Source organism: Bradyrhizobium sp. P3_C3, assembly GCF_056402655.1.
This window is the reverse complement of sequence record NZ_JBFUGY010000010.1, coordinates 112,841-137,321: the sequence shown is the minus strand read 5'-3', so window position 1 is coordinate 137,321 and position 24,481 is coordinate 112,841. Positions and strand designations below refer to the sequence as shown.

Genomic DNA, 24,481 nt, shown 5'->3' with positions numbered 1-24,481 from the left:
ACACCTGAACCACCCCGACATTGTTCGCGACCAACGAGATGTGCTTCAATGGTAGCACGTTCAATGGGCTGGCTGGATTTGTCATGAGATCGATGCTTGCGGCAACACTGATGTTTGCGGCTGCCACAGGCGCGAGCGCCCAGATGACGGCGCCAGAGATCCCCGGCACCAAGCCGAAGCCGGTCCAGACCGTGCCGATCCGGCCTCCCGCACTGCAGACGCCGTCAGCGACGGCCGATGCGATGGCGCAGGCGGAGCGGCTGTCGCTCCAGTCCGACCTCGCCTGGGTCGGCCAATATAACGGCGCTATCACCGGCGACGTCAGCGCGCGCATGGTCGAGGCGATCAAGGAGTATCAGAAGGCCAAGGGTGGCAAGCCGACCGGCGTGCTCAATCCGCAGGAGCGTGCCGCGCTCGCCGAGACCGCGCGGCGCAAGCAGGAGAGCGTCGGCTGGAAGATCGTGATGGAGCCGACCAGCGGCGCCCGGCTCGGCATCCCCGGCAAATTGGTGCCGCAGCAGGCGACCGATGCCAACGGCTCGAAATGGACTTCGCCGACCGGCACGGTGCAGGTGCTGCTGAGCCGCCGCAAGGAAGCGAACCCGACCACGGCGAAACTCGCCGAGCTGGAGAAGGAGCCGTCGGGGCGCAAGGTCGACTACACCGTGGTGAAGCCCGACTTCTTCGTGCTGTCGGGATTGCAGGGCCTCAAGAAATTCTACGTGCGAGGCACCTTTAAGGGCGACGAAGTCCGCACCATGACGATCCTCTACGACCAGGCGACCGAGAACACCGTCGAGCCGGTCGTGATCGCGATGTCGAGCGCGTTCAATGCGTTTCCGACGGGCCCGCAGKCCGGGCCGCCGCCGCGCAAGACCGTCGAATACGGCACCGGCATCGTCGTCAGCGACGATGGTGCGATTGTCACCGACCACCTCGTCACCGATAGCTGTCTCGCGATCACGATTGCCGGCTATGGCAGCGCCGACCGTCTCGCCGAGGACAAGGAGCACGATCTCGCGCTCCTGCACATCTACGGCGCGCGCGGCCTGAAGCCGCTCAGCCTCACCGGTGGCACAGCGAAGACGAGCGTCGATGTCATCGGCATTGCCGATCCGCAGAGCCAGGGCGGAGCTGCGGGCGTATCGAGCCTCAAGGGCGCGCTGGCGCCGGTCACAGCAAGCGATTCCGCGCTGTCGCCTCCACCGGCGGTCGGCTTCTCGGGCAGCCCGGCCATCGACGGCGACGGCAAGTTCGCCGGCGTCGCGCTGTTGAAGCCGGCGATGGTCGCGGGGCCCGCGACATCGGTGCCGGCGTCACAGGCGGTGATGGTGTCTGCAGAAATGGTGCGTGATTTCCTGAAGGCGAACGGTGTCACTGCGAATGGCACGTCGACGGATGCGAAGGCGGCCGTCGTCCGCGTGATCTGCGTGCGGAAGTAGGCGAGAGAGAATAACACTTCTCTCGTGTCCCGGACGCGGTGCGGAACGCAATGCCTCTCCGTTGAGCCACGCAGCTCCTGCACGGTCTCACGTGCTCTTTGGCGAAGGTCCCAGATTTTCGAGGGGCGCGGTCAGCCTGCATGTAAGCCCGGCTGCGCCATACGAAACGTCAACGGAACCGCTGAAATCGTCCTTCAGCACCCGGGAAATCAGCCTGGAGCCAAAGCCTGTGCCGACGGGTTTCGATACGGATGGACCGCCAATCTCCTGCCAGACAAAGACAAATTTTGACTCGCCATCCTGAGCCTCGGCTGACCATGTAATCGATACGCAGCCTCCCGCTACGGTCAGAGCGCCGTACTTCGAAGCGTTGGTCGCGAGCTCGTGGAGCGCCAATGACAGAGCCAGCGCTTGTCGAGATTTCACGACGAGTGGAGGACCCGAGACGATGAAGCGGCCTTCGCCTGTCCGATAAGGTGCAAGAGCAGTGCCGATCACATCGTGGAGTGGCGCGGCCGCCCAATTTGATGCGGTCAGCAGATCCTGCGCTCGTCCAAACGCGCCGAGCCGTGCCTGGTACTTTTCGAGATCGGCTTTGCTCGTCGGGTCACGAAATGTCTGGGCAGCTACCGCGCTCAACACTGCGAGCGTGTTCTTGACGCGGTGCTTCAGCTCCTCATTGATGAGGTTCAGCGCTTCCCTTGCCATATGCTCGGACGTGACATCCCTGCAGACGACAAGCACGCCGCCCACATTGCCTTCAAGATCAATTGGACCAAAGCTGTACGTCCACCAAACGTCCTCGCGGCGCCCGTGACGGGTCACCGGCACCAGCTGGTCCTCATTCCAGGTCGCCCCCTTGCCCGACATGACGTACTCGATCTGGGGACCAATGATGTCCCAGATCTCCGCCCAACACTCACGGCCGCGCGCGCCCAAAGCGCTTGGGTGCCTTTCCGGCCCCATCGTCTCCCGGTATGCATCGTTGTAGAACTGGATGAGTTCTGGTCCCCACCAAATGAACATCGGGTGCCGCGAGGTCAGAACGAGCCGCACTGTAACTCGAAGACTTTGGGGCCAAGTGTCCGGAGAGCCCACGGATGTGCTTGACCAGTCAAACGCTCGCGTCAAAGCGCCCATCTCGCCGCCGCCGGCCAGGAAGTCGCCGCTTATATCGCCGCCCATACGCACAGCCTTACTCAGACGCTGATCGACGAGCCTGCCGCCAGTGTTCCGCACCCTACATTGCCGAACTTGTGCCGTCATCTGCGCGGATCGGGCCGCATAGGCGACATCTGCCTCGCACCGAAAAATACCGCGGAGGTTCGAAAACCGCGAACCGCTGGATTTGCGGTCGCGACACCTGCCGGCGATTGGACGACGTCAGTTGCACAAGAGGTACGAGCGCACCGTCCTTGTGAATGCGCGGTCAGCTCAACCTGAACCTGACACCGCTCCGCGCAAGCCCCCCAGAGATCCCGACCGGCGTGCCGTCCGCGCGCCAGCAGGCGGCGCCGGTCATGCTGCCGTCGTCGTGGAAGGCAATGCCGTTCATGCCGCCCGCCACCGTCGCAACGGCCTGCACCTTGTGGCCGAGGCCCGCAAGCTTCGCGCGCACGGCCTCCGGCACCTTCTGCTCGACTTCGAGCGCGTTGCCTTCGGTCCAGATGCGCGGCGCCTCGACCGCTTCCTGCAGGCTCATGCCGTGGTCGATCAGATTGACCAGCGCCTGCATCGCGCTGGGGAAGATGCGTTTTCCCCCGGGCAGGCCGAGCGCATAGCGCAGCTTGCCGCCGCTCAGCGCCATCATCGGCGACATCGAGGTGGTGACGCGCTTGCCCGGCGCCAGCGACAGCGCGTGGCCGGGGCGCGGATCGAACAGGTTCATGTAGTTGTTGGCGATGGCGCCGAGACCCGGGATCATGATCTTGGCGCCAAAGAGATTGTTGATGGTCTGCGTGGTCGCGACGACGTTGCCGAACGCGTCCGCCGCGGTCATGTGCGTGGTGTGCGCGCCTTCGAGCTGCGAGACGCCGGCGCCCCAGGCCTGCGCCCGCGCCGGATCGATCGCACGGCGGCGTTCCTCGGCATAGGCCTTCGACGTCAGCCGCTCCACGGGGACGCCGACATAATCCGGATCGCCGCTGGCCGCGGCGCGATCGGCGAAGGCGATCTTCAGGACTTCGGCGAGATAGTGGATCGTCTCTGGCGTGCCGAAGCCGAGGCCTCCGATGTCATAGCCCTCCAGAATGTTCAGCATCTGCGCGATGTGGACGCCGGAGGCCGCGGGCGGCGGCGGGCCAAGGATGGTCCAGCCACGATAGTCGGCGCGGATCGGTTGCCGTTCGACGGTCTTGTAGCCGGTGAGATCGTTGCGGCGGATGAAGCCGCCGGTTTTCTCCATGTAGTCGACGAGGATGTCACCGAGCGGCCCCTCATAGAGGGCCTTCTCGCCGTGGTCGGCGATGGTGCGGAGCGTCTCGGCGTATTCGGCCTGCACCACGCGTTCGCCGACCTTGAGCGGCTCGCCATCAGGCAAATAGATCGCCGCAATCGGCTTGTCCTTGCGCATCTCGGCGGCGCTCTCGCTGATGCATTCGTGCAAATATGGCGTCGCCGTATAGCCGCGCGCGGCATGCTTGATCGCGGGCTGCATCACGTCGCCAAGCGACATGGTGCCGAACCGGCGCAGCGTCTCGCACCAGGCTTTCAGCGAGCCCGGCGTGGCAACCGCCTTCGGGCCGTTGAGGTTCTCGTTGCCGACGGTGTCGAACACGTCATGCGCCGCGCCTGGCGCGGAGGTATAGCTGGTGTCACGCACCGCCGCAGGCACGGTGCTCTGCCCGTCGATGAAACGGTGGCTGCCGTCAGCCAGACGTATATGCGCCATGCCGCCGCCGATGATGCCGACCATCATCGGCTCGACCACGGTCAGCGTGAACAGGGTCGCGATCGCGGCGTCGATGGCGTTGCCGCCCGCGGCCAGCATCTCGGCGCCGGCGCTTGAGGCCAGCGGATGGTTGCTGACCACCATGCCGCGGCTCGAGACCGCCGGCATCTTCTGGCATTCAAAGATCGTTGCCGTCCGGTCGCGCCAGTTTCCGCCCATGCCGCCAGCCCCTTTTATTCACGGCGGCAAGCACATCATACGCGCGACTACGGGTCCAGTATTGGTACGGGTTAGCTGGCATTCCTGATTCTGCCATCATCGTTACCGTTGATTCGGACATCCGCGGTCCCCTTTGGATCGGGCAGGGCACGTCCTGAGCGAGTAGAGCTCAGCATCGAGAAGCGATGCACGTTCGCGTGGCGTTACCCCACAGACCCAAGCATTCCAAAGGATTCAACTTTCCATGCACACGATCGTACTGGCCACCCAAAAGGGTGGCAGTGGCAAGAGCACGCTTGCCATCGGCCTCGCGCGCTGGCGGCCAAGCAGGCCGGCCTCACCGTCCGCCTGATCGAAACCGACCCGCAGGGTACCCTGTCCAACTGGCTGCGTCGCCGCCACGCTGACGATCTCGTCGTCGAGCCGATCTATCACGCCGCCGACATCGCGCCGCGCCTGAAGATGCTGGCCGACAGCGGCTTGCAGCTCGCGATCGTCGACACCGCAGCCGGCCTCAGCGCCGCGACCACCGCCGCGATCCGCCATGCCGACCTCTGCCTGATTCCTGCTCGCCCGAGCGTTGCCGACATCGAGGCGACCGTCTCGACGCTGAGCGTCGCGCGCGCCTGGAAGCGGCCCTACGGCTTCGTGCTGAACCAGGCGCCGATCCGCGGCCAGCGCATCGACAACGCCGCCAACACGCTCGCCGAGGAAGCCGCGCTCGATCTCGCCGAAGTGCTCGCGCGCCCGTTGATCGTGATGCGCAATGACCACCAGGACTCGCTCGCGAGCGGCCTCGCCGTCAGCGAATTCGCGCCGAACGGCAAGTCGGCGGACGAGATCCGCGGCCTCTGGCGCTGGATCGAGACCCGGCTCGAGCTCGAAGCCACGACCAATGTCCTGATCGACCAGGTCATCTCGGTCGCGGACGGGATGCTGCACGTCGCCGCCGAACACGCGGCGGACGAGACCACGACGCTGGCGTCCTGAGCGGGGCGATCGCTCGGACGACAGGCGGCCTCTTCACTTATCCGGTTGAAGAGCCCAAGCGACGAACCAATCCGGCCACCAGCCCGGCCGGATTGCTTCGCCTCGCGTTTTTGGGACGCTCCATCCACCCGTCATTGCAAGCGCGGCTTCTTGTAGCCCGGATGAAGCGAAGCGAAATCCGGGAAAGTCTCTCCGCGGAGAGGCTGGACCCGGATTGCGCTTCGCTTCATCCGGGCTACGGTGCTACGTCACTTCTGACATTTCTGACACCAGAAGGTGGAGCGCCCGTTCTGGGTGAATCGCTTCACGGTGCCGCCGCACCCTGGCGTCTTGCAGGTCTCGCCCTCGCGGTCATAGACCTTGAAGGAATGCTGGAAATAGCCGAGCTCGCCCGAGGTCTGGCGATGGTCGCGCAAGCTCGATCCGCCGGCCTTGATCGCGTCGTTCAGCACAGTGTGAATGGCACTCACCAACCGCTTCGCGTGATCGGTCGGCTCGCCGCCGCCAACACCCTTGCGACCCTTGGTCGCGAGCGTCGCAGCAATGCGGCGCGGCGACAGATGCGAGCGATGCAGCGCTTCGCAGACATAGATGTTGCCGAGCCCGGCGACCACGCGCTGGTCGAGCAGCGCGGCCTTCAGGCTCGTCGTCTTGCCCTCGCACGACCGCGCCAGCATCGCGGCGTCGAATTCATTGCCGAGCGGCTCGGGGCCGAGATCGCGCAGCAGCGGCTCGTCCTCAAGCGCGTTGCGCGCGATCACTTTCATGTAACCGAAGCGGCGCGGGTCGTTGAACACGATGTCGGCGCCGGACGACATCCGAAACAGCACGTGGTCGTGCGTGGAGTCCTTAGCCCGCGGGTAGTGAAACTCGCCCGGCGCGGCCTCGTTGTCCGGCTTGATGACGCGGAACGAGCCCGACATCCCCAGATGCATCAGCAGCACGTCGCCGGAGGCGAGATCGGCCATGAGATATTTTGCACGGCGGCCAAGCCCCGTGACGACCTGCCCCTGGAGCCGGGCCACGAAATCGGGCTGGAAGGGAAAGCGCAGATCCGGCCTGCGGGCCTCCGCGACGAGGATTTTCGCACCCTCCATGACGGGCTGAAGGCCGCGGCGGACGGTCTCGACTTCGGGCAATTCAGGCATGGTCAGGCATTCACCTTATGAGGGCGGTGTGATAGCGCCATTGCGGCGGCCGCGCTATGGTCCGCCCAGTGGAGTAGAGTAATGGATCGGCCGGGCGAAACCACGCATTTTGGCTTCAGGGACGTTCCCCTGGGGGACAAGCAGACGCTGGTGAACGATGTGTTTCACAGCGTGGCGTCGCGCTATGACTTGATGAACGACCTGATGTCCGGTGGCCTGCACCGGGTCTGGAAGGACATCATGATCACCGCGCTCAACCCGCCGCGGGGTGACCGGCCGTTCGCGCTGCTCGACGTTGCCGGCGGCACCGGCGACATCTCGTTCCGCGCTGCCAAGGCGGCAGGTCCCGGCTTCCATGCCACGGTGTGCGACATCAACGCCGAGATGCTGGCCGTGGGCCGCGAGCGTGCCGCGAAGCGGCATCTCGAGACCCAGGTCGATTTCGTCGAGGGCAATGCCGAAGCGCTCGCCTTCGCCGACCGCAGCTTTGACGCATATACGATCGCTTTCGGCATTCGCAACGTGCCGCGGATCGACCTGGCGCTGCGCGAGGCCTATCGCGTGCTCAAGCCCGGCAGCCGCTTCCTGTGCCTGGAATTCTCCACCGTCGAGATGCCCGGGCTCGACCGGATCTATGACCTGTTCTCGTTCAAGGTGATCCCGCCGCTCGGCCGCATGGTCACGGGCGACGCCGAGTCCTACCAGTATCTCGTCGAATCGATCCGCAAGTTTCCGAAACCCAACGCCTTCGCCGACATGATCCGCGACGCCGGCTTCGCCCGCGTCAGCTGGCAGACGTTGTCCGGCGGCATCGTCGCACTGCATTCGGGCTGGCGTTTGTGATTTCTTCCATTACCCACATTTCGCGCCTGATCCGCGCCGCGTTCGTGTTTGCGCGCGAGGGCGTGTTCGGTTCCGTCGATCCGACCCTAGTGCCGCCGCCAGGGCAACTCGCGCTGAAGCTTGCGCGCCTCGTCGAACGGCGCGGTCCAAAGCACGGACCACGGCTGACGCGCGCGCTGACCCGGATGGGCCCAGCCTATCTCAAGCTCGGGCAGTTTCTGGCCACGCGTCCCGACGTCGTCGGCGTCGTCATGGCGCGTGATCTGGAAAGCCTCCAGGATCGCTTGCCGCCGTTTTCGCAAGCCGAAGCGGAAGCCGCGATCGCGAGCTCGCTGGAGCGTCCGCTCAAGGACGTATTCGCGAGCCTCGGCCCGCCGGTCGCGGCAGCCTCGATCGCGCAGGTGCATCGCGGCGAAGTCTTGCGCGACGGCATCCGCAAGCCGGTCGCCGTAAAAGTGCTGCGGCCCAACGTGGCCTCGCGATTCCGCCGCGATCTCTCCGATTTCTTCTACGTCGCGCACAAGGCCGAGACCTATTCGAGCGAGGCGCGGCGTTTGCGCCTGATCGAAGTCATCAACACCATGTCGCGCTCGGTCGCGATGGAGATGGACCTGCGGCTGGAAGCGGCTGCAATGTCGGAGATGGCGGAGAACACGGGCGACGATCCTGATTTTCGTGTGCCGACCGTCGATTGGGACCGCACCACGCACAACGTGCTGACGATGGAGTGGATCGACGGCATCGCGCTGAACGATCACAAGCGCCTGGCAGAGGCGCAGGTCGACCTGCCCGATCTCGGCCGCAAGGTGATCCAGAGTTTTCTGCGTCACGCGCTGCGCGACGGCTTCTTCCACGCCGACATGCATCCCGGCAATCTGTTCCTCGATGACGCCGGCCGTCTGGTCGCGGTCGATTTCGGCATCATGGGCCGGCTCGGGATGAAGGAGCGGCGCTTCCTCGCCGAAATCCTGCTCGGCTTCATCACGCGCGATTATCGCCGCGTCGCCGAGGTGCATTTCGAGGCGGGCTATGTGCCGGCGCACCACTCGGTCGAGAATTTCGCGCAAGCCATCCGCGCCATCGGTGAGCCTATTCACAACCGCACGGCGGAAGAGATCTCGATGGCGCGGCTGCTGACGCTGCTGCTCGAGGTCACCGGTCTGTTCGACATGACGACGCGGCCCGAGCTGATCCTGCTGCAGAAGACCATGGTGGTGGTCGAGGGCGTGGCGCGCGCCTTCGATCCCAAGCTCGACATCTGGAAGGTTGCCGACCCCGTGGTGCGCGAATGGATCGAGCGCAATCTCGGCCCGCTCGGCCGCGTGCAGGGCGCGCTGTCCGGCGGCAGCGACCTCGCCCGCGTGCTGATGCGCCTGCCCGACATCGCGCAACGCTCGGTCGCGGTGCTCGAGCAGCTCGAGACCATGACGCGGGAAGGCATCCGGCTGTCGCCGGAGAGCATCGCCGCGATGGGCCGCAGCGAAGGTCGCAAGAACCGCTGGCGCACCGTGGCGCTCTGGATCATTGCCGCCACCTTCATCGGAATCCTGATCGCCGTCCGGAATCTGTGATTGCACTGCAATCACGGAAACGATAGCATCGCTATCATTCCGTGCTGGAGGGGCGTCATGGCAAGCCTGACCATCCGCAAGCTCGACGAGGGCGTCAAAACCTATTTGCGCCTTCGCTCGGCCAGGAACCGCAGGTCGGTCGAGGAAGAGGTCCGGGTCATCCTCGGGGAGCTGATCGAGGGCCGCGAGGAGCCGCTGACGCCGTTTGCGCTGCCGCCGGCCCAATCCACCGCCCCCGCGCCGCAGCGGACCGGCGCCCTTCCCGAGGCCAGCGTCACCCTGATCATCGGCGGCGGGATCGCAGCCTATAAGTCGCTCGACCTGATCCGCCGGCTCAAGGAGCGCCGGATCGAGGTCCGTTGCGTACTGACCAAGGCGGCGCAGCAATTCGTCACGCCGCTGGCTGTCAGCGCGCTGTCGCATGAGCGCGTCTACACTGACCTGTTCGACCCCCAGAGCGAGTTCGACGCCGGGCACATTCGCCTGGCGCGCGACTGCGACCTGATCGTCGTCGCGCCCGCGACCGCCGATCTCCTGGCGAAGATGGCCAATGGCCATGCCGACGATCTCGCCAGCGCCATCCTGCTCGCGACCAACCGCAAGGTCCTGCTGGCGCCGGCGATGAATCCGCTGATGTGGAACAATGCCGCGACGCGGCGCAACGTCACGCAGCTCCAGCGCGACGGGGCGGTGCTGATCGGCCCGAATTCCGGCGAGATGGCTGAAGCGGGCGAAGCCGGAATCGGCCGCATGTCTGAAGCGATCGAGATCGCCACCGCCGCCGAGCGGCTGCTGCGGCCGCCGGTGCCGCGCCCGCTCGCCGGCAAGCGCGTGCTGATCACCGCGGGTCCCACCCACGAGCCGATCGACCCGGTGCGCTACATCGCCAACCGCTCGTCCGGCAAGCAGGGCTTTGCCATCGCCGCCGCCGCGCAAGCTGCGGGTGCCGAGGTGATCTTGGTCAGCGGCCCGGTCGGTCTCGGCGATCCCCCGGGCGTAACGGTGAAGCGCGTGGAATCGGCCCGGCAGATGCTGGAGCAGGTGCAGGCGGCGCTTCCCGCCGACATCGCGATCTTCGCGGCCGCGGTCGCCGACTGGCGGGTCGCCAGTGAGGGCGAGCAGAAGCTGAAGAAGACCTCGGCTGGCATGCCGCCGCTTCAGCTGGTCGAGAATCCCGACATCCTCGCCACGATCTCGAAGCTGACCGACCGGCGCCCGCCGCTGGTGATCGGCTTTGCCGCCGAGACCGAGCACCTCATCGACAACGCGAAGTCCAAGCTGGCCCGCAAGGGCTGCGACTGGATTGTCGCCAATGACGTCTCGCCGGCAACCGGCGTGATGGGCGGCGACCGCAACACCGTGCATCTGATCAGTCGCAAGAATGGTGAGGAGGACGGCGAGATCGCAGTTGATTCCTGGCCGGTGATGACCAAGGAACAGGTCGCCATCGAGCTGGTCGCGCATGTCGCAAAGAGCGTGACCGACAAATCCCGGGAGCCGGCATCTTGAGCACGAAAGTCACGGTCGAACTGCAGCAACTGGCCCACGCCGAAGGCCTTCCGCTGCCGGCCTACCAGACCTCCGAAGCCGCCGGCCTCGACCTGATGGCTGCAGTTCCCGACAGCGAGCCGATGATGCTCGCCCCCGGCCAATATGCGCTGGTGCCGACGGGCCTCGCGATCGCGCTGCCGCCCGGCCACGAGGCGCAGGTACGGCCGCGCTCGGGCCTCGCCGCCAAGCACGGCGTCACCGTGCTGAACTCGCCCGGCACGATCGATGCGGACTATCGCGGCGAGATCAAGGTGATCCTGATCAACCACGGCGCGGCGCCCTTCGTGGTCAATCGCGGCGAGCGCATCGCGCAGATGGTGATCGCCCCGGTGGTGCAGGCCGCGCTGGTTCCCGTGGTGACATTGTCCGCGACCGATCGGGGCGCCGGCGGCTTCGGCTCGACCGGCCGCTAACGCACGGCAACTCCAGCCGAATCACCGCAGAACTGCGTGAAACGGGAACAGCGCGCCCGGCATTTTTGTGGGACCGCCTTTGCGTTCACGATCTGGACTCTTACCGCTGGAGTCACGGTGGGGGTATTGTCGTTTGATTCGCGCGCGACGGGGGTCGCCGCGCGCAAATTCGTGCGATCTGGGGCAACTATGTCAGGCGTGATCGTGTCGATGCGTCGGACGCTGCTGTCGTGCACATCGTTGGCGCGCAACGGCTTGTTGGGAGGCGCTCTCGCGGCGCTGCTGCCGGCTGCGCCGGCTGAGGCTGCCGACCTCGTCGACACACTTTCCATAATGCTGGACTTCAACCGGCAGGAACTCGCGGTGCTGGCCACCGCGCTCGCGCTGCTCGGCTTCTCGGTCGTGGCCGCGATCCTGTTGATGCGCACGCGCGTGCGCACGGCGAACAACGAGGCGCGGCTGCGCGCACGGATCGGGGAACTGCAACTCCAGTCCGACCGCTTCGGCGCGTTGCTGTTCGCCGAGCCGCAGATCCTGATCTCCTGGCCGGCCGGCGACAACCGCGCGCAGATTTCCGGCGACATCTCCATGGTGCTGCCGCGCGATTCCTCGCCCCAGCGCGTCCTCGCGTTCGGAACATGGCTGCCGCCGGAACCCGCGCTTCAAATGGATCACGCGGTCGATGCGCTGCGTGACCGTGGCGACGGGTTCCAGCTGACGCTGACCACCGCGCACGGCCACACGCTGGAGGCCATCGGCCGCGCCATCGGCGGCCAGGCCATTGTCAGGATTCGCGAACTCTCCGGTCTCCGGCGCGATCTGGCCGAGACCAATCTGCGTTACAAAGCCCTCGCCGACGAGACCGAGATGCTGCGCGGCTTTGCCGCCGCGGCACCCTGGCCGATCTGGGCCAAGGCCGAGAACGGCGCGCTGAGCTACGCCAATCCGGCCTATGTGCGCGCGACCGAGGCAAGCAGCGTCACCGACGCCCAGCAGCGCAAGCTCGAGCTGCTCGACAGTGCCGACCGGACCGCGATGGAGCGGGGCCTGAAGGACGCGGCCAGTTTCACCTCGCGGCTGCCGATCGTGATCGGCGGCGAGCGGCGCATCTACGACGTCCGCGCGGTCAATGTCGGCAGCGGCAATGTCGGCGTCGCCATCGATGCCAGCGAGGCGGATGCGCTGAGCTCGGCGCTGGTGCGGATGGCGGAGGCGCATCGGCGCACGCTCGACCAGCTCTCCTCGGGCGTTGCCGTGTTCGACGGCCAGCGCCGGCTCGCCTTCTACAACGATTCCTATCGCCGGCTGTGGGACCTCGACCGCATCTTCCTCGACGCCAATCCCGACGATTCCAGCGTGCTCGACCAGCTCCGCGCAGCGCGCAAGCTGCCGGAGCAGCCGGACTTCCGCGCCTGGAAGGCCAAGCTGCACGAGGCCTATCGCGCGGTCGAGGCCGCCAAGGACACCTGGTACCTGCCCGACGGCCGCGCGCTCTCCGTCGTCACCACGCCGAATCCGGAAGGCGGCGTCACCTATCTGTTCGACGACGTCACCGAAAGCCTCGAGCTCGCCCGCCGCTTCGACGGCATGATCCGCGTCCAGCGCGAGACGCTGGACAGCCTCGCCGAGGGCGTCGCGGTGTTCGGCAGCAACGGCAGGGCGCAGCTGTTCAACCCCGCCTTCGTCCGGATGTGGAAGCTATCGAGCGACGCCATGCGCGACGAGCCGCACATCCAGACGGTCGAAGGCTGGTGCCATCAGCTGTTCGACGACCCGCACGTCTGGCGGCAGATCCGCGAGGCCGTCACCTCGATCGAGAGCCGCGCCGACGTGCCGCTGAAGCTGGAGCGCAAGGACGGCAGCGTGCTCGACGGCATGATCCGTCCGCTGCATGACGGCGCGACCATGCTGACGTTCCAGGACATCACCGACACCGAGAATGTCGAGCGTGCGCTGCGCGAGCGCAACGAGGCGCTGGAGGCCGCCGACCAGATGAAGGTGGATTTCGTCCACCACGTCTCCTACGAGCTGCGCTCGCCGCTCACCACCATCATCGGCTTCGCGCATTTCCTCAGCGATCCCTCGACCGGGCCGCTGACGCCGAAACAGGCAGAATATCTCGACTACGTCACCAAATCGACCAACGCCCTGCTGGCGCTGACCAACAACATCCTGGATCTCGCCACGATCGACGCCGGCGCCATGAAGCTGGAACTCGGCCCGGTCGACGTCAGCAAGGCCATCGAGCTCGCCGCCGAGGGCATCCAGGACCGCCTCGCCACCGACCGCATCCGCCTCAAGGTCGAGATCGCGCCGGATATCGGCAGCTTCGTCGGCGACGAGAAACGCGTGGTGCAGGTGCTCTATAACCTCCTCGCCAACGCCGTCGGGTTTTCTCCACAGGATTCCACCGTCGGCATCAGCGCACGCCGCACCGAACGCAGCGTGGTCTTCACTGTGACAGATTCCGGGCCTGGAATACCTGCCGACATGAAGGACAAGGTGTTCAACTGGTTCGAAAGCCGCTCGCAGGGGTCGCGTCACCGCGGCGCCGGGCTCGGCCTGTCGCTGGTGCGCTCCTTCGTCGAGCTGCATGGCGGCAAGGTGCGGGTGGATTCGATCGTGGGCAGGGGCACGGTCGTGATCTGCGACTTCCCGACCGACCAGGCGGCGCATCGCGACGCCGCCGAATGACGGAACCGACCACATTCTCCGTCGCGCTTGTCAACGAGACGGCCACCGCACAATTGATGGCCGACCTCGCGCTGCTGGTCGGCCCCGGCGACGTCATCACCCTCACCGGCGATCTCGGCGCGGGCAAGACTGCGGCTGCGCGCGCCATGATCCGCTATCTCGCCGGCGACGAGGCGCTGGAAGTCCCGAGCCCGACCTTCACGCTGGTGCAGGGCTACGAGCTGCCGCCGTTTCCGGTGATGCATGCCGATCTCTACCGCGTCGAGGACGAGAGCGAGCTCGAGGAGATCGGCCTGTCGCCGCTTCCCGATGCCACGCTCGTCCTGATCGAATGGCCGGAACGCGCACCGTCGGCGATGCCGCAAGACCGCATCGACATCGCGCTGACGCACCGGCCGGCGCTGGGCTCGAATGCACGCGCCGCCGACATCACCGGTTACGGCAAGGCCGCCGCACAAGTCGCACGGCTGAAGGCGCTACGGGAATTCCTCGAGGCATCCGGCTACATGGATGCAACGCGCAAGCACATGGCCGGCGATGCCTCGACCCGCTCCTATGCGCGGCTGCTGCGTAACGACGAGATCGTCATCCTCATGAACTTTCCGCAGCGGCCTGATGGCGCTGCGATGTACAATGGAAAATCCTACAGCGCGGCGGTGCATCTTGCCGAGAACATCAAGCCGTTCGTTGCCGTCGACGAAGGCCTGCGCGTGGCGGGAGTCTCAGCGCCCGCGATCCACCATTACGATCTCGACCACGGCTTCCTGATTTCCGAGGATTTCGGCAGCGACGGCGTGATCGAAGGCGATCCGCCGCGCCCGATCGCCGAACGTTACGAAGCTGCGACCGACGTGCTGGCCGTGCTGCACAGCAAGACGTTGCCGGAGACGCTGCGGCTGGCGGATCAGACCTACACCATTCCTGCCTTCGACACCGAGGCGCTGCTGATCGAGATCGGGTTGATGCCGGAATGGTATCTGCCCGATCGCAACGCGCCACTGAGCGACGAGAAGCGCGCGGAATTCTTCGCGATGTGGCGCGAGCTGCTGAAGAAGCCGCTGGCCGCGCCAAAAACCTGGATCATCCGCGACTACCACTCGCCCAATCTGATCTGGCTCGCCGATCGTACTGGCATGGCGCGTGTCGGCGTGATCGACTTCCAAGACACCGTGCTCGGGCCGCACTCCTATGACGTAGTGTCGCTGCTGCAGGACGCGCGTATCGACGTCCCTGAGACGCTCGAGCTGACACTGCTGTCGCGCTACATCAAGGCGCGGCGCACGGCCGATGCGAGCTTCGATCCGGCCGGCTTCGCCGAGCTCTACGCCATCATGTCGGCGCAGCGGAACACGCGCCTGCTCGGCACCTTCGCCCGCCTCAACCGCCGCGACGGTAAGCCGCATTATCTTCGCCACCAGCCGCGGATCTGGACCTACCTCCAGCGCTCGCTGGCACATCCCGCGCTGGCTCACCTGCGCGACTGGTATCTCGCCAACGTCCCGCCGCCCCAGGGGGCGTCCCAAGAACCGTCCGAAGAGCAGCCTCAAGAGCAGCCTGAAGAGCAGCCCCAAGCCTGATTCGCGGCCCGATTTACCGCCTGTTAGCCATCGCATCGGTATCATCGCCCGCAGGCAGCCGGACAAGGACGGGGCTGGAGCAAGGGCAGATGGCGGTCAAGACGGACCATCGTGGCAACAGCCGGGTTGTATTCGAGCGCGGGATACCGGCCCAGATGATGGGGATCGACGGCACCTGGCGGCGCGAGTGCACCATGGAGGACGTCTCCGAGAGCGGCGCCAAGCTGACCATCGACGGCTCGGTCGAAGGCCTGCATCTGAAGGAATTTTTTCTCCTGCTGTCGTCCACCGGACTTGCGTACCGGCGCTGTGAGCTGGCGTGGGTCAATGGCGACCAGATCGGCGTCAATTTCCTCAAGCTCGGCGACAAGAAGAAGAAGGCGCGTTCCACATCCGTTGGGGCGTGACGGCCACACCCGTCGTACAACCGTCACGGCAGGTGGTTAAGGCGGTTAAGACGCGGTGCGGCCAATTGCGGTCCGTGTTAGGATTGCTGCGTACGCGAACTTCAAAAGTTCTCAAGTCCAGGATTCCGGGAAAGACGAGTCTGAGAAAGCGAACGATGTCCGTCAAGCCGACCAAAGCCATGGTGCTCGCCGCGGGGTTCGGGCTGCGCATGCGTCCGTTGACGGAGAAGATGCCGAAGCCGCTCGTGCCGGTGGCCGGCCAGCCGCTGCTGGACCATGTGCTCGACAAGCTCGGCGACGCCGGCGTGACCGAAGCGATCGTCAATGTGCACTATCTGCCGGACCAGATCATCAACCACACCGCATCCCGCCAGCATCCGCGCGTGACCATCTCGGACGAGCGCGACCAGGTGCTCGGCACCGGCGGTGGCGTGGTCAAGGCGCTGCCGCTGCTCGGCGACGCGCCGTTCTTCCATGTCAATTCCGACACGCTGTGGATCGACGGCGTGCGCTCAAACCTGGCGCGGCTTGCGGAAAACTTCGACCCTGAGCGCATGGACATCCTGCTCTTGATGGCGCCGACCGCGACCAGCATCGGCTATAGCGGCCGCGGCGATTACGGCATGCTGCCCGACGGCGCCCTGCGCAAGCGCAAGGAAAAAGAGGTCGTTCCGTTCGTCTATGCCGGCGCGGCGATCCTGTCGCCCTCGATCTTCGCCGATGCGCCGCAGGGCGAGTTCTCGCTGACCAAGATGTTCGACCGCGCCAACGAGCAGGAGCGGCTGTTCGGCCTCCGCCTCGACGGCGTCTGGATGCATGTCGGCACGCCCGATGCCGTGCATGCGGCGGAAGAGGCGTTTCTGGAGAGCGTGGCGTAAGCCGCTCTCGTGTCCCGGACGCGGTGCGGCGCGAAGTGCCGCTCCGCAGAGCCGGGACCCAGCAAGCTCACAAATTCGACCAAGCAGCATAGGCCCCGGCTCAGCAACGCGTCATTTCATGCCGCGTTGCGTCCGGGCACGAGAGCGGTGGATGGCGAACAGCGGGGACTATCTCCCCTCCACCCATATCCATTTGAATCCGCCTCCCTATATTGGCGCCTGATTCCCGAATCAGGCAGCCCATGCGCGTTTTCAGCGTTCCCATCTCAGTTCCGTTCCTGCGCACGGTCGTCTCGAGCCTGCTCGACGGCCGGCTGGTCGACGGATTCGAGGCGCGCAAGGAACCGGCGCGGCTTGCGGATGCCACGCTGTACCTGCCGACAAGGCGCGCCATGCGCGTCGTGCGCGAGATCTTTCTCGATGAGATGGCGGCCGATGCGGTGGTCCTGCCCCGCATCGTCGCGCTCGGCGACATCGACGAGGACGAGCTCGCTTTCGCCGACGAGGGCGAGCAGTTCTCCGGCGCAGCGCCGCTCGACATTCCGCCGCGGCTTGGCGAGCTGGAACGGCGGCTGACGCTGGCGCAGCTCGTCGCCGCCTGGGCCAAGGGCCCGGTGCTGTCCCCGCTGGTGGTCGGCGGCCCCGCCTCGACGCTGGCGCTGGCCGGCGACCTCGCGCGCCTGATCGACGACATGGTGACGCGCGGCGTCGACTGGAGCGCGCTCGACGGCCTCGTGCCCGACATGCTCGACCGCTACTGGCAGCACTCGCTCGAATTTTTGCGGATCGCGCGCATCGCGTGGCCCGGCCATCTCGCCGAGATCAACCGGATCGAGCCCGCGGCGCGGCGCGACCTCCTGATCGCGGCGGAAGCCAGGCGGTTGACCGCGCATTCCTATGGTCCGGTGATCGCCGCCGGCTCCACCGGCTCGATGCCGGCCACCGCAAAATTCCTGCATGCGGTCGCCGCGCTGCCGCATGGCGCCGTGGTGCTGCCCGGCCTCGACACCGACCTCGACGACGACGCCTGGCGCAGCATCGGCGGCGTGCGCGATTCGCTCGGCAAGTTCGCCGAGCATCCGGCGTCGAACCATCCGCAATATGCCATGCACGCGCTGCTGGATCGCTTCGGCATCAAGCGCAGCGACGTCGACATCCTCCAGCCGCCGGCGGAAGGCGGCCGCGATCTGCTCGCATCGGAATCGATGCGGCCATCGGCCAAGACGGAAGTCTGGCACGACCGGCTGAAGCAGCCTGATGTCGCCGCGAAGATCGTGGGCGGCATGACGAATCTCGCGGTCGTCGAAGCCCCCAATCCTGAAATGGAAGCGCTTGCGATCGCCATTGCGATGCGCGAGGCGCGCCATCTCGACAAATCAGCGGCGCTGGTGACGCCGGACCGCGCGCTGGCGCGGCGGGTGATGGCCGCGCTGACGCGATGGGATCTCGCCTTCGACGATTCCGGCGGCGACGTGCTGATGGAAACGTCCGCCGGCGTTTTTGCGCGTCTGGCATCGGAAGCGGCGACCAAGGGATTGGAGCCGCCGACGCTGCTGGCGATGCTGAAGCATCCGCTGTGCCGGCTTGGCCGGCTGCCTGGCGCATGGAAGGCGGCGATCGAGGGCCTTGAGCTTGCGGTCCTGCGCGGCACGCGGCCGCCTGCGGGCACCGCGGGCCTGCTGCGCGAATTCAATCGTTTCCGCGAGGAGCTGGCAAAGCTGTGGCGCAAGGAGGTCTCTGCGCTCCACCACGCGGAGCCACGTGCGCGTCTGAAGGCAGAGGACCTCGATCGCATCCAGGCGCTGATCGATGCCCTGCGACAAGCGTTGGCGCCGATCGAGAGTCTCGCGTCATCGAAACCGTACGACTTCGCCGAGCTCGCGCACCGGCATCGCGAGATCATGATCGAACTGTCGCGCGACGAGCAGGGCATCCCGCTCGCTTTCGAGGAGCGCGAGGGCCTGGCGCTCGCAGCCGCTTTCGACGACCTCCTGCGCGGCGGCACCACCAGCGGGTTGATGGTGACGCTGCCTGACTATGCCGACGTCTTCCAGACCGCGTTCAGCGACCGGGCCGTGCGGCGGCGGGACAGACCCGGCGCGCGGCTGCAGATCTACGGCCCGCTGGAATCGCGCCTGATGCAGGCCGACCGGATCATCATCGGCGGCCTGATCGAAGGCGTCTGGCCGCCGGCGCCGCGCATCGATCCCTGGCTCAGCCGGCCGATGCGGCACGAGCTTGGCCTCGATCTGCCGGAACGCCGCATCGGCCTCTCCGCACACGACTTCGCGCAACTGCTCGGCGGCGACGAGGTGATCCTCACCCATTCCGCCAAGACCGGCGGCGCGCCGGCGGTTGCCTCGCGCTTCCTGCATCGGCTGGAGGCGGTCGCAGGCGACCAGCTCTGGAAGACGGCGATTCGCGCCGGCGAGAAATACGTGCAGTTCGCGGGCGCGCTCGATCAGCCCGCCGAGGTCAGGCCGGTCAAGCAGCCCGAACCGCGGCCGCCGCGCGCGACGCGACCGCTGAAGATGTCGGTCACCGCGATCGAGGACTGGCTGCGTGATCCCTACACGATCTACGCAAAGCACATTTTGCGGCTCGACGCGCTCGACCCCGTCGACATGCCGCTGTCGGCCGCCGACCGCGGCTCGGCGATCCACGATGCGCTCGGCGAATTCACGGAGAGCTACGCCACGCGCCTGCCCGACGATCCCGCGCGCGTGCTGCGCGCGATCGGCGAAAAGTATTTTGCGCCGCTGATGGAGCGTCCCGAGGCGCGGGCACTGTGGTGGCCGCGCTTCCAGCGCATCGCGCGCTGGTTTGGCGAATGGGAGACGGCACGCCGCGACGCGATCGAGTCGATCACCGCGGAGACGCGTGGCGAGATCTCGATCCGGCTCGACCACGACCGCAGCTTCCAGCTCTCCGCCCGCGCCGACCGCATCGAGCGGCGCCAGGGCGGCAGCTATGCCATCCTCGACTACAAGACCGGGCAGCCGCCGACCGGCAAGCAGGTCCGCATGGGCCTGTCGCCGCAGCTCACGCTGGAAGCGGCGATCCTGCGCGAGGGCGGATTCCCTGACATCGACGCGGGTTCGTCCGTCAGCCAGCTCGTCTATGTGCGCCTGAGCGGCAACAATCCACCCGGCGAGGAGCGCATCCTCGAGCTCAAGTATAGGCAGGGCGACGAGCCGCAGCCGCCGGATACGGCCGCCGCCGAAGCACGGGCCAAGCTCGAGGCGCTGATCCGCGCCTTCGAAGACGAGAATCAGGCGTACACCTCGCTGAACCTGCCGATGTGGACCAACCGCTACGGCACCTATGACGACCTCGCCCGCATCAAGGAATGGTCCGCGGCCGGCGGTTTGGGGATCGAGGAATGGTGAAGCTGCCGCGTCCCATTCCCGACGAGGTGCGTGCGCGGCAGGCGCGCGCGTCCGATCCGACTGCGTCGGCGTTCGTGTCGGCCAATGCCGGCTCGGGCAAGACCCATGTGCTGGTGCAGCGGGTGATCCGCCTGCTGCTGTCGGGTGTGCCGCCGGAAAAGATCCTCTGCATCACCTTCACCAAGGCCGCCGCCGCCAACATGGCCGAGCGCGTGTTCACGACGCTTGGCCATTGGGTCACGCTGGACGACAACGCGCTCGACGCGGCGATTAAGTCGGTCGGCATCCCACATCCCGATCGAAAACTGCGCCGCGAAGCGCGAAAGCTGTTTGCCTGCGCGCTGGAGACACCGGGCGGGCTGAAGGTGCAGACCATCCACGCGCTCTGTACCCGTCTGCTCCAACAGTTTCCGTTCGAGGCCAACGTGCCGGCGCGCTTCGCCGTGATCGACGAGCGCGACCAGACCGACATGATGGAGCGCGCCAATCTGAAGGTGCTGCTCGAGGCCGCGCGCGATCCGGAGACCGTCACCGGCCGCGCGCTGCTCACCGCTATGGCGAGTGCGGCCGACGTCACTTTCAAGGAAGTCGTGCGCGAGGCCTGTCTCAGCCGCGATCATTTCATGGCCTGGACCGACGAGGCCGGCAACGCCGGGGCAGCTGCTGAGCAGATGGCGGCGGTGCTGGGCGTGGAGGCGAGCGATCGCATCGAGGACGTCGAGACGGAAATTCTCGACGGTCCGTTCCTGCCGCGGTCGCGCTGGGATGACATCGCCTTCGCACTGGAAGACGGCACCTCTTCCGACAAGAGCCAGGCCGCTCGTTTCCGCGAGGCCAAGGTGTTTTCCGGTGCCGCACAGGTCGATGCCTATCTCGGCGTCTTCCTCACCGACGAAAAGCTGCCGCGCAAGGCGGTGCTGACGAAGAAGTTTGGCGATCACAACCCATCCGTCGCCCGCCTGTTCGAGAACGAGGGGCAGCGCCTCGGCGGATTGATCGAGAAGCGCCGCGCGGTGACCATGCGTGACCGCACCGCGGCCCTGCTGCACATCGCGACCGCGGCCGCCGCAAACTACCGCCGTGAGAAGCAGGAGCGCGGGCTGCTCGACTACGACGACCTCATCGACAAGACGCTGGCGATGCTGAACCGCGTCTCTTCAGGCTGGGTGCATTACAAGCTCGACCGCGGCGTCGATCACGTCCTGATCGACGAAGCCCAGGACACGAGCCCGCGGCAGTGGGACATCGTCGCGCACATCATTTCCGAGTTCACCGCGGGCGAAGGCGCGCGCGAAGGGTTGAACCGCACCGTCTTTGCCGTCGGCGACGAGAAGCAGTCGATCTTCTCCTTTCAGGGCGCCCAACCCCGAGAATTCGACGCGCGCCGGCGCGAACTGCACCGCAAGTTTACCGCCGCCGGGCTGAAATTCGATCCGGTCGCCTTCACCTATTCGTTCCGCTCGGGCGCGGCGATCCTGCACTCGGTCGACCACGTCTTCCGCGAGCCCCAGATCTACAAGAGCATCCATTCGGTCGAGATCGGCCATCCCCTGCACAATGCGCTCGCCGATGCGGGCCCGAGCGTGATCGAGCTGTGGGATCTCGCCGAGCCTGATGACAGGCAGGAGATCGAGGGCTGGCGCGCGCCGTTCGATGGCGTCGCCGCCACCAGCCCCGAGGTGAAGCTCGCCCGCCGCATCCAGACCGAGATCAAGCAACTGGTCGAGAGCGGCACGCTGACGGGACACGAAGGCGAGCGCCGCCCCCTGCGCTATGGCGACATGCTGATCCTGGTGCGCCGGCGCGGCAATGCCTTCGACGCCGTGATCCAGGCGCTGAAGCACGCCAACGTTCCGGTCGCCGGCGCCGACCGGCTGAAGCTGACCGAGCACATCGCGATCATCGACCTGATGAATCTTGCGGATGCGCTACTACTGCCGCAGGACGATCTCGCGCTCGCGGTTGCGCTGAAGAGCCCTCTGTTCGGGCTCGATGACGACGATCTGTTCCAGCTCGCCTGGGGCCGCAAGGGATCGCTGCGCCGCGCGCTTGGCGAGCATGCCGCCACAAGCGAGACGTTCGCCACGGCGCTGCGGCGGCTTGAAGCCTGCGAGGCGCGGTCGCGCGACGAGACTCCGTTCGCCTTCTACGCCTGGCTGCTCGGCGGCGACGGCGGGCGCGCGCGGATCCTGCGCCGGCTCGGCCATGAGGCCAACGACGCGCTCGACGAGTTCCTGGAGCTGGCGCTGAATTACGAGCGCAAGGCACCGGCCTCGCTGCAGGGTTTCATGGCCTGGCTGCGCTCGGCCGACACCGAGGTGAAGCGCGACATGGAGATCTCGCGCGACGAGGTGCGGGTGATGACGGTGCACGGCGCCAAGGGCCTGGAGGCCTCTGTCGTGTTCATGGTCGACACGACATCATCGCCCGCGGATTCGCAGCGGGTCCGGCTGATCCACGTGCCGCACGGCAATGGCGGCGAAGTCGTGGTCTGGGCCGGGCGCAAGGCCGATGATCCCAAGCCCGTCGCCGACGCACGCAAGGCCATGATCGAGGAGACCGAGGACGAGTATCGCCGCCTGCTCTATGTCGCGATGACGCGCGCGGCCGATCGGCTGATCGTCGGCGGCTGCATGCCCGGCAACATGAAGACGGTCCGCAAGCTGAGCTGGTATGACCTCATCGACACCGGGCTCACCGGCTCGGGCCTGGACAAGCAGACGATCGAGACGCCGCTCGGCAAGGTGACCCGATTCGCCCGGTCGGAGGATGTCGGGGCGCTCGGCACGCCTGCGATGGCGGTGGATCAATCGATCGCATTGCCGGACTGGCTGCGGATGCCGTTACCGCACGAGAGCGTCGATGACGATCCAGTGCGCCCCTCCGGCCAGTCGGCCGAGGACGGCCGTAGCGTGCGGTCAGGCGAATCGGTGCAGTCGCGCGCGGTGGCGCTGCAGCGCGGCACGCTGGTGCACCGGCTGCTGCAATCCCTCCCCGACATCGCCCCCGAGCGCCGGCGCGAGGCCGCGCTTGGCTTCATGGCGCGCAACGCGCCCGACTGGACGGAGGCCGACCGGACCGCGCTGGCCGACAAGGTTCTCGCCCTGATCGCCGAACCACGCTTTGCCCCGGTGTTTGCCGCCGGCAGCCGTGCCGAGGTCTCGATCGTCGGCCGATTGGACCGGCCGGGGCGGCCGCCAGCGCTGGTGTCGGGGCAGATTGACCGGCTGGTCGTCCGTCCGGATGAGGTTCTGATCGTCGATTTCAAAACCAACCAGGCGGCGCCCAAAAGCGCCGCGGAGGCGCCCGCCGCCTATGTCCGGCAGCTTGCGCTGTACCGGGCGGTGCTGGCGCGGCTCTATCCCCAAAAGCCGATCAGGGCCGTCCTGCTCTGGACCGAGGCCCTTGAATATATGGAGATTTCAGCCCCCGCGCTGGACGCGGCGCTGGCATCCCTTCATGTCGGCGTGAGCGTCCTTGACCCGGCAAGGGGCCGTTCATAGGTTGACGCCATGATCCCAGGCGCGATTCCCATCCGCGCCGATTCTTTCAACCGAGTGAGGTACTCCAATGGCCGTTGGCAAGGTTTCCGACACCGATTTCGAAGCCGAAGTGCTCAAGGCGAACGGCCCCGTGGTCGTCGATTTCTGGGCCGAATGGTGCGGCCCCTGCCGCATGATCGCACCTGCGCTTGACGAGATCGCCGGCGCGATGGGCGACAAGGTTAAGATCGTGAAGCTCAACGTCGACGAGAGCCCGAAGACCGCGTCGAAATACGGCGTGATGTCGATCCCGACGCTGATGATCTTCAAGGGCGGCGAGATGGCCTCCCGCCAGGTCGGCGCAGCGCCGAAGGCGAAGCTTCAGCAGTGGATCACCTCTGCGGTCTGATCCGCTTCGCGTGTAACTGAGAATTCTTCAACGGCCGGCAACATGCCGGCCGTTTTATTTTTGCTCGACGGCAATCACGCCGATCTCGTTTCGGCGAGTTTGGCGAGACTGGCGAGAACATCGGGAAAGTCCGACGCGACAGCCGGACCAATCTCGGACGCTTGGGGCCCTCGCGCGTCAACGGCGTAAACGATCCGCGTGCGCCCTGCCCCAAGGGATTCGATGCGATGGGCAACCTTGATGACGAGATCGCCGACCCGCGTTTCGTCGATGAAGCACGCGTTCTCGCGGACCTCGATCAGCTGCGAGCGCAGCGCCTCCTCGCCGGGAGGCTTCATCGTGAACCAGGTCCCGGCCGCAAATGGCCCGTCAATGTCGATCTGCTCGATACCTGCGTTCCAGGTTTTCCAACCGGGCACATCGCGGAAGATGCTCCAGATCGTCCCTGCGGTTGCGGACGTCTCGATAGCATATTCGTGTCGCCAGACATCTCCGTCATCCATGGCGCGCTCCCTCTTTGTTATGTACGCCGACAATGAGTGCACTTCTCAAGAAGTCCAACCGTAGCCCGGATGGAG

General features: G+C 66.3%; 16 protein-coding genes and 1 pseudogene. 13 read left to right on the top strand and 4 right to left on the bottom strand.

Features of this window, described 5'->3' with window-relative positions; translation table 11 throughout:
• Nucleotides 1–83 precede the first annotated feature (83 nt).
• Entirely contained in the window at nucleotides 84–1,442 is a 1,359-nt protein-coding gene (locus AC1DW2_RS14035; protein WP_477006358.1) for a serine protease, read from the top strand.
• Between the two features lie 87 nt (nucleotides 1,443–1,529).
• Here the strand turns inward: AC1DW2_RS14035 and AC1DW2_RS14030 are convergent, their stop codons facing one another.
• Together AC1DW2_RS14030 and ggt are read right to left on the bottom strand one after the other, a co-directional pair.
• The gene (locus AC1DW2_RS14030) at nucleotides 1,530–2,498 is read right to left on the bottom strand and encodes a sensor histidine kinase (RefSeq protein WP_477006357.1); all 969 of its coding nucleotides are present in this window, start codon (nucleotides 2,496–2,498) and stop codon (nucleotides 1,530–1,532) included.
• Between the two features lie 373 nt (nucleotides 2,499–2,871).
• Nucleotides 2,872–4,551: a gamma-glutamyltransferase gene (gene ggt, locus AC1DW2_RS14025; RefSeq protein ID WP_477006356.1), complete on the bottom strand. Its 1,680-nt coding sequence runs from the start codon at nucleotides 4,549–4,551 to the stop codon at nucleotides 2,872–2,874.
• Between the two features lie 244 nt (nucleotides 4,552–4,795).
• Between ggt and AC1DW2_RS14020 the strand changes: the two are divergent.
• Nucleotides 4,796–5,541, top strand: a pseudogene (locus tag AC1DW2_RS14020) (nucleotide-binding protein).
• Between the two features lie 248 nt (nucleotides 5,542–5,789).
• Here the strand turns inward: AC1DW2_RS14020 and mutM are convergent.
• On the bottom strand, nucleotides 5,790–6,689 hold the full coding sequence (gene mutM / locus AC1DW2_RS14015) for a bifunctional DNA-formamidopyrimidine glycosylase/DNA-(apurinic or apyrimidinic site) lyase (RefSeq protein WP_063980156.1): 900 nt from the start codon (nucleotides 6,687–6,689) through the stop codon (nucleotides 5,790–5,792).
• An 81-nt stretch (nucleotides 6,690–6,770) separates the two neighbouring features.
• Between mutM and ubiE the strand changes: the two genes are divergently transcribed.
• The 11 genes from ubiE (at nucleotide 6,771) to trxA (ending at nucleotide 23,903) form a co-directional block, all read left to right on the top strand.
• Entirely contained in the window at nucleotides 6,771–7,532 is a 762-nt protein-coding gene (gene ubiE, locus AC1DW2_RS14010) for a bifunctional demethylmenaquinone methyltransferase/2-methoxy-6-polyprenyl-1,4-benzoquinol methylase UbiE (protein WP_085405034.1), read from the top strand.
• Nucleotides 7,529–9,103, top strand: coding sequence for a 2-polyprenylphenol 6-hydroxylase (gene ubiB / locus AC1DW2_RS14005; RefSeq protein WP_085405033.1), 1,575 nt, complete (start codon nucleotides 7,529–7,531; stop codon nucleotides 9,101–9,103). The genes ubiE and ubiB overlap by 4 nt, the downstream gene beginning before the upstream one ends.
• Before the next feature lie 57 nt (nucleotides 9,104–9,160).
• Nucleotides 9,161–10,612 carry a bifunctional phosphopantothenoylcysteine decarboxylase/phosphopantothenate--cysteine ligase CoaBC gene (coaBC, locus tag AC1DW2_RS14000; RefSeq protein ID WP_477006355.1) on the top strand — a complete coding sequence of 484 codons (1,452 nt, stop codon included), beginning with the start codon at nucleotides 9,161–9,163 and terminating at the stop codon, nucleotides 10,610–10,612.
• Complete coding sequence (gene dut, locus AC1DW2_RS13995; protein WP_477006354.1) at nucleotides 10,609–11,067, top strand: dUTP diphosphatase; 459 nt, start codon at nucleotides 10,609–10,611, stop codon at nucleotides 11,065–11,067. The genes coaBC and dut overlap by 4 nt, the downstream gene beginning before the upstream one ends.
• Nucleotides 11,068–11,256: 189 nt before the next feature.
• Nucleotides 11,257–13,761: a sensor histidine kinase gene (locus AC1DW2_RS13990; RefSeq protein ID WP_477006353.1), complete on the top strand. Its 2,505-nt coding sequence runs from the start codon at nucleotides 11,257–11,259 to the stop codon at nucleotides 13,759–13,761.
• The gene (gene tsaE, locus AC1DW2_RS13985; RefSeq protein WP_477006352.1) at nucleotides 13,758–15,338 is read left to right on the top strand and encodes a tRNA (adenosine(37)-N6)-threonylcarbamoyltransferase complex ATPase subunit type 1 TsaE; all 1,581 of its coding nucleotides are present in this window, start codon (nucleotides 13,758–13,760) and stop codon (nucleotides 15,336–15,338) included. Before AC1DW2_RS13990 ends, tsaE begins: the two co-directional genes overlap by 4 nt.
• Nucleotides 15,339–15,427: 89 nt before the next feature.
• Nucleotides 15,428–15,745 (top strand): PilZ domain-containing protein, encoded by a 318-nt coding sequence (locus AC1DW2_RS13980; protein WP_014490931.1) that lies wholly within the window; start codon nucleotides 15,428–15,430, stop codon nucleotides 15,743–15,745.
• A 155-nt stretch (nucleotides 15,746–15,900) separates the two neighbouring features.
• Nucleotides 15,901–16,623 (top strand): nucleotidyltransferase family protein, encoded by a 723-nt coding sequence (locus tag AC1DW2_RS13975; protein ID WP_247306100.1) that lies wholly within the window; start codon nucleotides 15,901–15,903, stop codon nucleotides 16,621–16,623.
• 242 nt (nucleotides 16,624–16,865) lie between these two features.
• Complete coding sequence (gene addB / locus AC1DW2_RS13970; protein WP_477006351.1) at nucleotides 16,866–20,012, top strand: double-strand break repair protein AddB; 3,147 nt, start codon at nucleotides 16,866–16,868, stop codon at nucleotides 20,010–20,012.
• Nucleotides 20,006–23,515: a double-strand break repair helicase AddA gene (gene addA, locus AC1DW2_RS13965; RefSeq protein WP_477006350.1), complete on the top strand. Its 3,510-nt coding sequence runs from the start codon at nucleotides 20,006–20,008 to the stop codon at nucleotides 23,513–23,515. Before addB ends, addA begins: the two co-directional genes overlap by 7 nt.
• A 67-nt stretch (nucleotides 23,516–23,582) precedes the next feature.
• The gene (gene trxA, locus AC1DW2_RS13960) at nucleotides 23,583–23,903 is read left to right on the top strand and encodes a thioredoxin (protein WP_007598398.1); all 321 of its coding nucleotides are present in this window, start codon (nucleotides 23,583–23,585) and stop codon (nucleotides 23,901–23,903) included.
• Nucleotides 23,904–23,977: 74 nt separating this feature from the next.
• On the opposite strand, the gene AC1DW2_RS13955 is transcribed toward trxA, so the two are convergent.
• A complete protein-coding gene (locus AC1DW2_RS13955; RefSeq protein WP_477006349.1) occupies nucleotides 23,978–24,406 on the bottom strand; it encodes an SRPBCC family protein in 429 nt (142 codons plus the stop codon).
• Between the last annotated feature and the right edge of the window lie 75 nt (nucleotides 24,407–24,481).